The organism is Streptomyces pratensis, from assembly GCF_016804005.1.
GTDB classification, from domain to species: domain Bacteria; phylum Actinomycetota; class Actinomycetes; order Streptomycetales; family Streptomycetaceae; genus Streptomyces; species Streptomyces pratensis_A.
In genome coordinates this window covers 3,253,311-3,266,117 of record NZ_CP051486.1, presented here as the reverse complement: position 1 = coordinate 3,266,117, position 12,807 = coordinate 3,253,311, and the positions used below count along the sequence as shown (strand labels likewise).

The following is a 12,807-nucleotide window of genomic DNA, read 5'->3' as shown; positions in this document are numbered from 1 at the left end:
GTCGGGGCGGGCTCATGGGCGGTCGACGGCGGGACGCACGAAATGACAAGAAGCCGGATGCGGCGCCCGCAGCGTTCCGTGCGGCTACTTCACCGCGGAGTGCCAGCTCTCGGAGAGCTCCTTGCCGGCGTCGGGCACCGACAGACCCGGAGCGGTGAGACCGGCCGTGTAGGTCTTGGCGTCGTTGAGAACGAGGTTGCTCGAGCCGGCGGCGGCGGGCAGCCCGACCTTGAGGTCGATCGCCCAGCTGAGGAGACCGCCGAGACCGCAGCCGGCGGCCTTCGGCACGGAGAACTGGCTGTCGCCCTGGGCCGCCCCGGAGAGGGCGATCTGGATCAGGGAGCCCTCGTCCTGGTCAGGCGTACCGTCGGCGTCGAATCGCGAGGCCGCGAAGCTGGGGGCGCTGATGTTGCCGGGACGCAGCAGCACCGGGTTACTGCTGCTGCCTATGTAGCAGTTGGATCCGAGCAGCGGGTTCTCCAGACGGATCTTGACGGGCAGCTTGACGATCGGCCCGGAGGATATGCCCGCGACCAGGCTGAAGTCGGTCGGCGTACCCGCCGACTCGACCGTCGCGGTCACCTTGTTCAGGGTGGCGTTGGTGATCTGCCCGCAGACGGCCGAGACCACGGGGACGTTGCTGGGGCACATGATGCCCAGCAGCCCGCCGGGGATGGTGGTCTTACCTGTGATGAGGGATCCGGCCGCCGGCGGGACGACGGTGTAGGTCCCCTCGGCCGGGTGCTGGATGACACCGAACTGAAGGTTCGTCGAGCCGGTCGTCGCCTCGGTGTTGCCCAGCTTGATCGACCCGTTGGGCGAGGTCGACGTGACGCACAGGGGGACGTCCGTGTCGCCGTCCGCCGCGAGCATCGCAGGGGCATCCACCGGACAGCGGTCGAACGGTGCCCAGCTGCCGTTGAGCTGGGTCGCCGCGGCAGTGGCGGCACCGGCCGGCGACGCGGTCAGGGGCATGACCAGCGCGGCTGACGCGGCGACGGCTCCGCCGGCCTTGATCCAGGTCTTCGAGGCAGATCTCATTGTTCCCTCAATTCGTCAGGCGGGTCGGGGGATTGCTGTGTTCGGTGCGGTCGGTCGGTTCGGCTGAAGGTCAACGCCTCGCTTCGGGCACGTCCACCGGCTCGTAGGCGTCCGTGCACACCCCACCGGCACCGGGCGTGTGCTGTGAGGGCGCGCAAGGAGCCCCCTGCACCTGTTTGACGTAGCCGGGCACTCCGGACAGGGAGGCGGTGAAGACGTTGTCCAGGTCCTCTTCGGCACCGCACCCGCTGAAGGGGGGCAGTGTCACCGCCCCGGTCAGCTCGCCCCCGGTGGCCAGGGTGTACCCCACCTGGACTCCGTCCTTCAGCGTCATGTGCCCCTCGAGCCTCAGCTGGAAGGGTTTGCTGGTGCGGCAGTTGTCACCCACGTCCATGGGGACTCCGTTGACCTCGACGTCACGGAGCCTGAGCATCAGCTCGAGAGTCACCACCGTCACGGCCTTGGTGGAGCCCTCCGCGATATTGATCGCCAGGTCCGACTTGATGTTCGGGACTCGAGTCCCGTCGGGGTTGGTCGCCGGGGGGATCTGTGTCATTTCAAGGGTCGCGGTCGTCGGCATGAATCCGAACGTCAAGAAGGTGCCGGAAGCAGGGGGAAGCTGTGGTTTCCCCTCGTGGTCGAGGTCGACAGCCGAGTCCTGGTAGATATGCAGGAATTCACCGTCGGGCACGATCCTGCTTTCGCCCTGCGTGATCCGTGCGCAGGCCAGGGGGAATTTGGTCGCCCCCTTGAGTTTTGCCACGTTGGCGTAGCCGGTGACATAGGCGACCATGCTCAGGGCGTCACTCGGATCGCCCACGCACGGAGGCGCTTCGGCCGCAGCAGGCCGCTGCGCCGGAGCTCCCACCTCCGGGAGGCCGTCGTCCCCGCCTGTCACCTGCTCCTCGGGCCAGGCTCCGGTCGGAGTGGGCTCCGGCTCCGCGTCCCCGCCCTCGTCACCCACTGGCACCTCTGCCAGCGTCGCCTCCTGCCCGGCGTCCGGCGCGCAGCTCAGCGAGAGGGCCGGCGGCTCGGCCGGTGCCCCGTCGGCCTTCTTGAGAGCGAGTTCCACGGAGAGGGCGCCCGCCTCGAACGCCAGGTCGCCGGGCGCCTCGGGCTTCACGTAGGGGACGCTCCCCGACGTACTCAGCACCAGGTCGCCCGCTTCGGGAACCGGTACGGGCTCGGCGGTCGTCCCGATCCACTCCGCCCGGGCGTGCTGATCACCCTGGGCGACGTCGACCGAGAGCCGCGCCTCCGCGCTCACGGTCGCAGCTCCGGAGCCGGCGAGTGCGGCCGGCACCCCCTCGGGCAGCGTCAGGTCCAGCCCCACGTCCTCGGGCTGGATCAGCTGTCCTGCCTGAGCGGACTCGGGAACCTTCGCGGTGACCTCGACCTTCACCGACTGCTCGCCCTCAGGGAGGCCGCAGGTGTAGGCCAGCTCCGCATCGACGTCCTGCACGCCGACTGCGGCCTGCGCACCGGGGACCATGCTTCCCAGCAGCACCGCGGTGGCCACTGCGGCACCCCGTGCCGTGCGCCTGCGTGCTCCCGTCGTACGAGTCCCTCTCACTGACGATGTCCCCTTTCGGACCGGTCGGACGTGCCTCGCGTGGCGGGTGCGCCCGCCACGGGCTCCCTGCTCGCTCAGTACTGGTGTGTGCCCGGATCAGGGAGTGTGGACGATGCCCGGCACGGTGGTTCCGCCGCTCGGCGTGGTCACCGCGTGAAGGGCTTCGTACGCCCAGTTGTCGCCCACGGCCGCGAGGTCGGCACCCCGCGGAGGCCGTACCCACCGTGAGCTCGTAGGTGCTGTCGTTGTCGACATCCGGTTCGCCTGTGGAGTCGGTGCGGGTGACGGCGAGCCGGCCCGGGACCGCCATGGAGCAGGTGGGCATCCGCAGCGTGGGCTTCACGCCGGTTACGTGTTCCCCAGGGGGTCGCACGGCGGGCGGACCCGCCGTGCGACCCGTGCTCATTCCTGAGTGGCTCGTGGCCGGATCAGGGGGTGTACACGATGCCGGGCTTGATGGTGGTACCCGTCTTGACCGCGTTGTACTTGGCGGTGTAGGTCGGGTGCTGGCCCACGGCCGCGATGCCGGCGCAGCCCGGGGTGACGGTGGCGACGGTCAGCTGGTAGGTGGCGTTGTTGCCGATCGTGAGCTGACCGCTGGTGTTGTTGTATCCGGCCGTGACGTCGCCCGTCACCGTGAAGGTGCACGTGAGGACCGTCAGCGTGGCCTTCACTCCGGTGATGTAACCGGTGGTGGTCCCGGCGCTGTAGGTGTTCGCCTTCAGCTGCCACGCCGGGGAGGTGTTGGCGGTCGGTGTCACCGGGCCGAACGGGCTGGTGCACCCGCTCCAGGTCAGCGGAGCGATGGTGCCGACCGTCACGTTCGAGGTACCGGAGGCGGTCGCCAGCACGGCGCTGGCCGCCGATGTCGTACACGTCAGCGGGATGCCGTTGAGGCTGAGAGAGACGGTGCCGGAGTTGGTGGCCGAGACCGCGACCGGCGAGGGCGCGGGGGTGACGGTCCAGGTCGGGGCGGCGACGCCGGCGGTGGCGGTGGTGGCGCCGAGCGTTACAGCGGCTGCGGCGGCACCGGCCGCGATCGCGATCTTTCTGAGGGAGTTGCGCACAGTGAGTTCCTCCGATTCGCCAGTGCGGGTGCACTGTTGCGGGGAAGGCACCCGAATTCCTGCAAAGGCGCAGGGAGTGCCGCGAAGAATCGTGTTGCGTGGGGGCCGTGCTGCTCTTTCAGCCACACACGTTCTGTGACAGGGCGTGACGTTACTTGCGGGAAACTTCCAGCACAATCCCGTCGGTCAAGATTGGTTCGGCAAGTTTTTTTCCTCGTCAACAGGTCACTAATCCGCCCGGCGCACTTGTCACTTGGTGCGCAATATCCCGGGGAAATGTCGCATGGCGCCGGGATCACCCGACTCGGCACGACCGCCGTCCGGCGCACCTGGAGAAGATCGAAGGGTGCCCGTAAGGGCCATGCGGAACCGTCCCGGACGGCCGGCGCCGCGGCTGCCGGACCGCAGCACCGGCAGCCCTGACGCGGTCCACGGCCGAAAACATTGTCCGGAAGTGAGCATTTACCGCCCCACCTGCACCGAAGCCCCACAACAGGGCCAAGTTGTGTGCCCCTTGCACTTCGATCTTGTTCAGACAGTGTGCACCCCGCCCGACTTGGTCTATCTTCGGCGCCGATGTTGGTATACACCTGTCGGTCCGTGGGAGCGCTTTCCCCCACCTGCTCCACCCACGCCGGGCCCGGGAAAGCAAGGGGACGGTCATGCCGAGACTTATCCAGCCGCTGGACACCGGAGACCCGCTGGGGCCCCTCCCCCAGGAGTTCGCCGCGATCATGCGACCCGAACTGCCGAGCCTGATCAAAGAGATAGGCATGGAGGTGACCCGCGCCTATCCGGAATACGCACGCCTGCTCAACGGCCCCAACGGCACATCCATCCGGATGGGTGTCGAACAGAGCCTTTCCTCGTTCGTCGACCTGGTCGCCGAACCCTCGTCCCCCACGGTCCTGCGTGACGACATGTGCCGGAGGTTCGGCAGGTTCGAGGCGTACGAGGGCCGCACCATGGACGCCCTCCAAGGGGCGTACCGGCTGGGCGCGCGGGTCGCCCTGCGGCGGGCGAAGAAGGTGGGACGGAGTTACAACTTCTCGCCGGCGCTGATGCTCAGCTTCGCGGACGCGCTGTTCGCGTACGTGGACGAGCTCGAGTCGCTGTCCCGCGAGGGCTATCTGGAAGTGCACGCCCAGTCCGACCAGCAGAGCGAGGCGGTTCGCCGACGGCTGCTGCACCTGATCCTCACGGGCAGGCCCGTACCCCGCAGCGCCATCGCCGAGCTCTGCGAGCAGACCGGGTGGACGCTCCCCGAGCAGGTCACCCTCGTCGCCGTACGCGCCCCGTCCGGGGTGGACCGGATCAGCGCGGACCACGACGTCCTGATCGACCCGGCCGATCCGCAGCCGCACCTGCTGATCCCCGGGCCGATGGACGACGCGCGCAGGGAGATGCTCGACCGGACGATCCCCGGTGGTGGTGCGGCGGTCGGGCTGACCGTGCCGACCGCGCTCGCCGCCGACTCGATCCGCTGGGCCCGGCGTGTCCTCGAACTGGTGGACGCGGGGGTCATCGACGACGCGCCCGTGATCCTCTGCGAGGACCACCTCATCACCCTGTGGCTCCTGTCCGACCCAGCTCTCCTCGACCAGCTCGCCGAGCGCGAACTGGCCCCCGTCTCCGGCATCAGCGCCACACGGCGCGAGCGGCTGGTCGAGACGCTGCGGATCTGGCTCGACACCCGTGGCACCGCCGCCCAGATGGGCGAGCTGCTGGATGTGCATCCCCAGACGGTCCGCTACCGGATGCGCAGCCTCGAAGCCATCTTCGGTGAGCAGCTCACCGATCCCGAGAGCCGCTTCTCGACCGAAGCCGTGCTGCGCGCCACGCGGTTACGCGCCCGCGGCGGCCAGTCCCTCAACTGAGGGGGCATCACACGCCGCCGCCCACCGAGTCAACTTACTGCCAGGTAACGCGAAATAGACGGTCAGTCCCAAACGGTTGCGACACGGAGACGTTCTCAACGAGAAACCCGGAACTGCGTCCCGTTACATAAGGAGGAGCGGCGGCCCACCGGCCGTCGCGGAGCACCACCTCCTGGCCAACCATCCGAGAGGGAACCCCCCATGACCGCCTCGCACCTCCTCGTCCCCGTGCCGATCCCCGACCGGGTCGCCGCACTGATCGGGTCCTGCACCCCGCCGCACATCCTCCAGGCGGAGTTCGACGCCGACTGCGCCGCCCGCGAGGTGCGCAGGTTCCGGGGACCGAGGCTCGGCATCGAGGACCAGGCCGACCGCGAGCAGGCGCTGTCGGAGCTCGCGTGGGCCAACAAGGTGCTGTCCGCCCATCACCCGCACCTGGCGGTGCACCCCGACGGAGCCTGGTGACGCTTCTTGCGAAGCGGCGGCGGCCGCCTTACCTTACTCAGAAGTAAGTTTACTCTGGAGTAAGGATTTGGCGTGTCCGACAACAGCAGCGGCAGCCTCACCGATGAACTGTCCGGGCTCGACTTCACCGCCGTCTCCCCGGAGGAGTTCGCGCGGATCGTCAAGGGCCTGTCCGCCAAGCAGCTCGGCGAGGTCATGCACGGTGAACTGCGCGCCCGGGTGCTGGGCGAGGTCTTCGGCCGGATGCGGCAGCAGTTCCGCCCGGAGGCGGCCGGTCAGCTGAAGGCCCTGATCCGCTGGAAGATCACCGGCGAGAGCGAGGAGGTCTACGAGACCTCCATAGCCGACGGGGCGTGCACGGTGAGCGCGGGCCGCTCGGACGCCGAGCCCCGTACGACGCTGGTGATGGGCGACGCCGAATTCCTCAAGCTGGTCTCCGGCAACGGCAATCCCGTGACGATGTTCATGATGCGCAGGCTGAAGGTCGCCGGTGACGTCGGCCTGGCCTCGGGACTCACGCGCTACTTCGACATCCCGAAGGCCTGAGCCCATGAGCTACTTCTCCCTCGCCCTGACCGAGGAACAGCAGGATCTGCGCGACTGGGTGCACGGCTTCGCCGCCCAGGTGGTGCGCCCGGCGGCTGCGGAGTGGGACGCCAGGGAAGAGACTCCCTGGCCGGTCATCCAGGAGGCGGCCAAGATCGGTCTGTACGGATTCGAGTCGCTCGCCGACATGTACGGGGACCCGAGCGGACTCTCCCTCCAGATCGCCAACGAGGAGCTCTTCTGGGGCGATGCCGGCATCGGTATGGCGCTGTTCGGCACCTCGCTCGCGGTTGCCGGGATATTCGCCTCCGGCACACCCGACCAGCTCGCCGAGTGGGTCCCCCAGTGCTACGGCGACGAGGACGACCCGAAAGTGGCGGCCTTCTGCGTCTCCGAGCCGCAGGCCGGTTCCGACGTCTCCGCGATGTCCACCAGGGCCCGTTACGACGAGGCCAGGGACGAGTGGGTGATCTCCGGCCAGAAGGCGTGGATCACGAACGGCGGGATCGCCGAGATCCATGTGGTGGTCGCCTCGGTCGACCCCTCACTCGGCGCCCGCGGGCAGGCCGCCTTCATCGTGCCGCCCGGCACGAGGGGCCTGGAGGCGGGCCGCACCATCAAGAAGCTCGGCCTGCGCGCCTCGCACACCGCGGACGTGTTCCTCGACGACGTGCGCGTGCCGGGCCACTGCCTGCTGGGCGGGAAGGAGAAGCTGGACGGCCGGCTGGCCCGCGCCCGCGAGGGCGGCACCGCCAAGGGCCAGGCCGCCATGGCGACGTTCGAGGTCAGCCGCCCCACAGTGGGCGCCCAGGCGCTGGGCATCGCGAGGGCCGCGTACGAGTACGCGCTGGAGTACGCCGGACAGCGCGAGGCGTTCGGCAGGCCCGTCATCGAGAACCAGTCGATAGCGTTCGCCCTCGCCGACATCCGTACGGAGATCGAGGCCGTCCGCCTGCTGATCTGGCAGGCGGCCTGGATGGCCCGCAACGACCGGAACTTCGACGCGGGACAGGGCTCCATGTCCAAGCTCCGCGCCGGTGAACTCGCGGTCTCCGCGACGGAGAAGGCCGTCCAGATCCTCGGCGGCGCCGGGTACAGCAGGGAGCACCCGGTGGAGCGTATGTACCGCGACGCCAAGATCTACACGATCTTCGAGGGTACGAGCGAGATCCAGCGCCTGGTCATCGCGCGGGCCATTTCGGGGCGTCACATCCGCTGACGCCCGAGCGCGCTTCCCTGCCCCCGGGCCGGGCGGCCGACAGCGGGCTCAGCTTTCTCGTTGTGTGTCAACTGGCGTAGACCGAGGGGTCGCCCTTGTCATACAACTGGGGCCACTGATCGAGCCGTTGCCGTTTTGAGCCTGTGGGGAGAGCGACATGTCCGGTGAGGCGACGCACTGCTGGATAGTGGTGCTGGACATCGAGAACTTCAGCTCCCGGCCCGATCCGATCCAGCGTTCCCTGCGGGCCGGGATGTACGAGGTGCTCCGTGAAGCGCTCCTGGTGGCCGGGCTGGCGACCGATGACGTCGTCACCGAGGACCGTGGCGACGGCGTCCTGATGATCGTCCTCGCGACGGTCTCACCGATGGTTCTGGCCGGACCGTTCGTACGCGCCCTCGACGAGGAGCTGAAGCAGAAGGCCGTCGTCTACGGCCCCGCCCACGCGATGAGGTTCCGGGTCGCCCTGCACCAGGGGATCGTTGCGCGGGACGGCGAGGGATGGTCCGGGGACGCGGTCAACACCGCCTGCAGGCTGGTGGACGCCGGGCCTCTGCGCGAGGTCCTGGCCGCCGCGTCCTCGTCGCGGATGGTCTTCGTCGTGTCCGACGAGATCTACCGGGCAGTCGTCCGCCACGGGCACCGCTCCATCGACCCGGCCGCGTACCTGCCGATGCCGTTCCGGACCAAACACGGCGAGCTCATCGGGAGCTGGGTGACCGTGCCCGGATCTCCGGCGCCCCCGGGCCTCCCGGCAGCGTCGGGCGGGCAGGACGGGCAGGAGGGACCGGGCGGGTCGTCCGGGGACGGCGGAGCCGAGCCCGGTGGCGAGCACACCGGCACGGGCGGGCAGGGGCGAACAGGGACCGGCCGTCGTCGTGCGGGCGGCGGTATCAGCGTCGGGACCGTCCACGGAGACGTGTTCCAGGGTGACAAGACCGTCAACGTCAACACGACGGGGCCGGTCCGGCCATGACCACACCGACGGGGGGAGCACCGGCTGGGGGTGCCGCGGGAGCGGCACCGGCAGCCGGTTCGGGGGGCGGGCCGGGCGGGGCGGCGGGCAACGCCGCCGCGCCGTCCGGCCCGGCGCAGCCACCCGGCCCGGACGCCGGAACACCGGCCCAGGCCCCGGACGGCGCGGCCGGCGCGCAGGGCGGCGGGGACGGCGCGCCGGGCGAGCCTCCCCGGTCCGGCCCGGGCGCCGAGTCCTACGAGGCCACCGGCCGGATGGGCCAGGGGTCCCTGCGCCACGACCGGGTGCGCAACGCCTTCGCCAACGTCGAGGGCGATGTCGTCGGCGGCGACAAGTACGTTCTGCTCCTCGGTGGTGCACAGCGGCGCCTGCGGACCATCTCCCCGCTCCTGGACGAGCGCGTGCGCTTCGCCTACCAGGAGCCCCCCGGTCTGCCGGCCGCCCGTGAGGCACTGGCGGGCCGGCATCTGCTGATCCTGCGCGGCGCTCCCGGTTACGGGAAGACGGCCATGGCCGTGCGCCTGCTCCAGGGCATGGGGGCCACCACCAAGTACCACCTGGACAGTGACGTCGACTTCAGCTCGCTCGCCGATCTCCTGGAGCGCGGCACGGACTCCATCGAGCGCGGTGCGGCCTTTCTGCTCGACCAGCCGTCCGCGATCGCCGGACTGCGCGGGGAGGTGTACGAGAAGGTCCAGGGCGCGCTCGCCGTCGCTGGGGCATGGCTGGTCATGACCGTCTCCAGCACCGAGGTCGCGGACAGTGAGCTGCTGACGGCCGTGGTCGACGTCACCGCGGCACCCGACCAGCGCGACATCGTCTCCTCCCATCTGCGCTGGCGGCTGGGTGACGCCGTCCGGGACCGGCTGCTCGCCGACGACGGCATCGGGAATCTGCTGGACGAACTGCTCGACGGCGACCCCGCGTGCAAGCAGGCGGCGGACCTGGCGGCCGCGATCATGGAGGAGTGGGACACCGGCCGGCTGGATCCCGCGAACATCAAGATGCGCCGTGCCCGGCAGGCCGACGAGGACTTCGACATCTGGGTCGAGAGCCTGCGGGAGCCCGCGGTCCGGAGTCTCGCGCTGGCCCTCGCCGTCCTCAACGGGCTCCCGCAGGAGTACATAGCCACAGCGGCCCGATCCCTTCGCGAGCGGCTGGAGGACGACCGCCCGCATGTGCTGATGGCCGGGCCCGACGGTGATCTGCCCCGTGTGAAGGACCCCTTCGCCGCCCCGCGCCGCACACAGCTGACCCGGCTGCGCGCCCGGGACACGGTGAAGGAGGACGGGGAGCCGGGCCGCGCGCTGGAGTACAAGGACCCCTCGTACCCGAGACGGATCATCCGGCACGCATGGACCCAGTACGAGATCCAGGGTGAACTGCTCGGCTGGCTGTCCGAGCTCGTCGTGGACCCGGCGGAAGAGGTGCGGGTCTACGCGGCCGCGGCACTCGGGGCGATCGCGGCCGAGTCCTACACCTACCTCTGCGACCAGCTCCTGCACGGCTGGGCGAGGAGCGAGAACTGGCTGTACCGCGACGCCGTCGCCTACGCGCTGCAGGTCGCCTCGCGCGACCCCTGGATCGCGGAACGGGCGGACGTGCTGGTGCAGGGCTGGTTCGCCGACCGCAGTCTGCCGTTCGCGCAGGCCACGGCGGCACGGGTGTACGGCATGCGTGAGGACGCCGAGCTCGCCGTCTCGGCGCTGGTCCGCCTCGCGGTCGTCGACCGGGCGACCGTGGCCGTGGCCATCGGCCGCAGCCTGACCGATCTGCTCGCGCGTGACCCTGACACGGCGGGAATGGTGCTGAACACGCTCCACGAGAGGTCCGCCGATCACCGGAGGCGGCCGACGGCACTGCTCTCGTTCCTGATCGTCGCGGCCCAGGTGGTGGTGGGAAGGGCCGAATGGGAGACCGGCGGCGAAGTGGAGCAGTGGCCCGCCCTCCTCTATCTGGCGCACAACCGGGAGGAGTTGCGCGCTCCGTTCATCGGTCTGTGGCGTGAGTCGCTCAACCAGGCGGAATTCGGCGAGGAGGCGCAGCAGGTGCTGCGCAACTGGGCAGCGCTCGCCGAACGCGACGCGGCCCTGAGGGAGATGTTCCAGCTGATGGTGGGCGCCATGGCGTACGCGGACCCGAGGACGGGCCGCATCCTGCGACGGTGCGCGGCCGACTGGGTCGACCGGGACGAGCTGGCACCACTGCCGCTGGCCGCCGCCGTCGTCCATGCGCAGCTCGATCTTGAAAGGGTGTGACATGTCGGTCTCACTGATCCTGAACAACCGTCCGGTGCCCCGTGCACAGCTCGCCGACCTCCCCGGCCTTCCGCCGAACTTCGCGGTCGTCTATCCGATGGACGGCGGCGGATGGGAGGTCGAGTCGCAGCGCCACCGGACGATGACCCAGCGGTGGCTGACCAAGAACAAGCTGTGCTACGTCGTGGACCTGGGGGATCACAGGCGCACGGCCAAACTCACCAGGACCCCGCTCACCTGCAAGGACCAGGCACACCGCTTCGAAGCGACCATCGACGTCGGATTCCGGGTGCACGACCCGGTGGCGGTGGTTCGGAGCAATCTCCCCGATGTGCTGAGCGCCGTCTATCCGTATCTGATCAGCAAGATCCGGCCGCATGCGGCGCAGTTCGCGATCGATGAGGCGTTCGAGGCACAGGCCAGGATCAACGGCTCTCTGGTACTGCCCATGCCACTCTCCGAGGGCATGACGCTCTACTACTGCGATGTGCAGCTCGAACCCGACGAGGCGGCGAGGGAGTTCATCCGCAGTCGCACGAAGGCGGGACGCGCCTCGGAGATGGGGCGGCTACAGCACCACGCGGTCCTCGGGAACACCCGCCACCAGGAAGCGGTCAAGGACATCGAGCAGGAGGCCCGGATCGCACGGGACAGGAGGGAGCGCGCCGCCCTCTCCTCCGTGCAGCTCGACTTCCGCGGCCTCATCCTGGAGCACCTGGCGAAGCATCCGGACGACACCGAGAAGTCCATGGAACTCCTGTTGCGCTGGGACGAGGGACGACAGCTTCGAGCCCTGGACCAGGAGCAGCGCCAGGTCGAGATGGTCCGGTACATGATCGACAAGGGCATCGTGCGGGAGGTGGACGTGCCCGGCCTGCGTGAGGGCGTGCTCGGGCCGTCGACCGTGGCCTTCGGCGGGATGCTGCCGCCGGGCAGCGGGGAGCCGGCGCAGCCGGCTCCGGCGTCGGCGCACACGCACCCGCCCGCGGCGCAGCCGTCGCCGGCTGCGGGCCGGCCTCCCACTCCCCCGCCACCGCCTGCCCCTCCGTGGGGCGGCACCCGCCCCGACAGTGCCCAGGCGCCGGGCGGCTCCCCGTCCGCCGCGCCGTCGGACAGCCGGGCGGTGGTCGGCCTGGCTCCGGTCTACGTCGTCCTGGACACCTCGTCGGCCGCTGCCGGCTGTGTCACCGAACTCCGTGACGCACTGCGGTCGTTGCAGACCGTACTGGCCAACAGCCCCGATGTGACGACGGCCGTGCGGCTGTCCGTGCTGACCTTCTCCGGCACTTCCGATGTCCGGCTGCCGCTGACGCAGATCTCGTGGCAGACCGGAATTCCCGATCTCCTGACCGGGGACGGCTGCCGGTACGAACCCGTGTTCCGCCGTCTGCTGGAGCTCGTGCCCCTGGAGACGGAACGGCTCAAGCAGCAGGCACGAGTCAACCGCCCCACCGTCTTCTTCCTCGCCGTGGGCGACCCGGAGGACGGCGGCGAGTGGCAGGCCGCACACCAGGAGCTGATGCGGCACCGGTACCGTCCCAACATCGTCGCCTGCGGCATCGGCGCGACCGACCGGCGGACGGTGGCGCGGATCGCCAGCCCCTCCGAATTCGCAGTCGCGGCCGATGCGCGGGCGGGCCTCGCGGAGTCGGTGGCGCAGTTCTCGATGCTCCTCCAGAACACCGTGCTCCACCTGGGGCGAAGTGCCGTCGCGGGCTCGTCGGAGCTACAACTGGAACGCCCCCAGGGGCTCACCCCCATCGAAGACGTCGAGTAGGGAGACTC

Annotated in this window: 10 protein-coding genes; 7 read left to right on the top strand and 3 right to left on the bottom strand. The window is 69.8% G+C overall.

Features of this window, described 5'->3' with window-relative positions; translation table 11 throughout:
* Positions 1-84: 84 nt before the first annotated feature.
* From HED23_RS13955 to HED23_RS13945, 3 genes are all read right to left on the bottom strand, one after another.
* Positions 85-1,041, bottom strand: coding sequence for a hypothetical protein (locus HED23_RS13955; protein WP_203183746.1), 957 nt, complete (start codon positions 1,039-1,041; stop codon positions 85-87).
* Positions 1,042-1,111: 70 nt separating this feature from the next.
* Complete coding sequence (locus HED23_RS13950; RefSeq protein ID WP_238441942.1) at positions 1,112-2,560, bottom strand: DUF6801 domain-containing protein; 1,449 nt, start codon at positions 2,558-2,560, stop codon at positions 1,112-1,114.
* A 482-nt stretch (positions 2,561-3,042) separates the two neighbouring features.
* Positions 3,043-3,681, bottom strand: a complete 639-nt coding sequence (locus HED23_RS13945) for a hypothetical protein (RefSeq protein WP_203183744.1) — start codon at positions 3,679-3,681, stop codon at positions 3,043-3,045.
* Positions 3,682-4,343: 662 nt separating this feature from the next.
* Between HED23_RS13945 and HED23_RS13940 the strand changes: the two genes are divergently transcribed.
* From HED23_RS13940 to HED23_RS13910, 7 genes are all read left to right on the top strand, one after another.
* Positions 4,344-5,558: a helix-turn-helix domain-containing protein gene (locus tag HED23_RS13940; protein WP_203183743.1), complete on the top strand. Its 1,215-nt coding sequence runs from the start codon at positions 4,344-4,346 to the stop codon at positions 5,556-5,558.
* 201 nt (positions 5,559-5,759) lie between these two features.
* Positions 5,760-6,023, top strand: a complete 264-nt coding sequence (locus tag HED23_RS13935; RefSeq protein ID WP_203183742.1) for a hypothetical protein — start codon at positions 5,760-5,762, stop codon at positions 6,021-6,023.
* Positions 6,024-6,095: 72 nt separating this feature from the next.
* Positions 6,096-6,569, top strand: a complete 474-nt coding sequence (locus tag HED23_RS13930; protein ID WP_203183741.1) for an SCP2 sterol-binding domain-containing protein — start codon at positions 6,096-6,098, stop codon at positions 6,567-6,569.
* Positions 6,570-6,573: 4 nt separating this feature from the next.
* Positions 6,574-7,788, top strand: a complete 1,215-nt coding sequence (locus HED23_RS13925; protein ID WP_203183740.1) for an acyl-CoA dehydrogenase family protein — start codon at positions 6,574-6,576, stop codon at positions 7,786-7,788.
* Positions 7,789-7,945: 157 nt separating this feature from the next.
* Positions 7,946-8,764, top strand: a complete 819-nt coding sequence (locus HED23_RS13920) for a hypothetical protein (protein WP_203183739.1) — start codon at positions 7,946-7,948, stop codon at positions 8,762-8,764.
* Positions 8,761-11,022, top strand: a complete 2,262-nt coding sequence (locus HED23_RS13915; RefSeq protein ID WP_203183738.1) for a hypothetical protein — start codon at positions 8,761-8,763, stop codon at positions 11,020-11,022. Before HED23_RS13920 ends, HED23_RS13915 begins: the two co-directional genes overlap by 4 nt.
* 1 nt (position 11,023) lies before the next feature.
* Positions 11,024-12,799, top strand: coding sequence for a vWA domain-containing protein (locus HED23_RS13910; protein ID WP_203183737.1), 1,776 nt, complete (start codon positions 11,024-11,026; stop codon positions 12,797-12,799).
* Positions 12,800-12,807 lie beyond the last annotated feature (8 nt).

Bases quoted from the DNA above. Each gene is read 5' to 3' on its own strand.
- HED23_RS13925 (WP_203183740.1), top strand. From the start codon at position 6,574: ATGAGCTACTTCTCCCTCGCCCTGACCGAGGAACAGCAGGATCTGCGC.
- HED23_RS13915 (WP_203183738.1), top strand. From the start codon at position 8,761: ATGACCACACCGACGGGGGGAGCACCGGCTGGGGGTGCCGCGGGAGCG.
- HED23_RS13935 (WP_203183742.1), top strand. From the start codon at position 5,760: ATGACCGCCTCGCACCTCCTCGTCCCCGTGCCGATCCCCGACCGGGTC.
- HED23_RS13910 (WP_203183737.1), top strand. From the start codon at position 11,024: ATGTCGGTCTCACTGATCCTGAACAACCGTCCGGTGCCCCGTGCACAG.
- HED23_RS13920 (WP_203183739.1), top strand. From the start codon at position 7,946: ATGTCCGGTGAGGCGACGCACTGCTGGATAGTGGTGCTGGACATCGAG.
- HED23_RS13955 (WP_203183746.1), bottom strand. From the start codon at position 1,041: ATGAGATCTGCCTCGAAGACCTGGATCAAGGCCGGCGGAGCCGTCGCC.
- HED23_RS13940 (WP_203183743.1), top strand. From the start codon at position 4,344: ATGCCGAGACTTATCCAGCCGCTGGACACCGGAGACCCGCTGGGGCCC.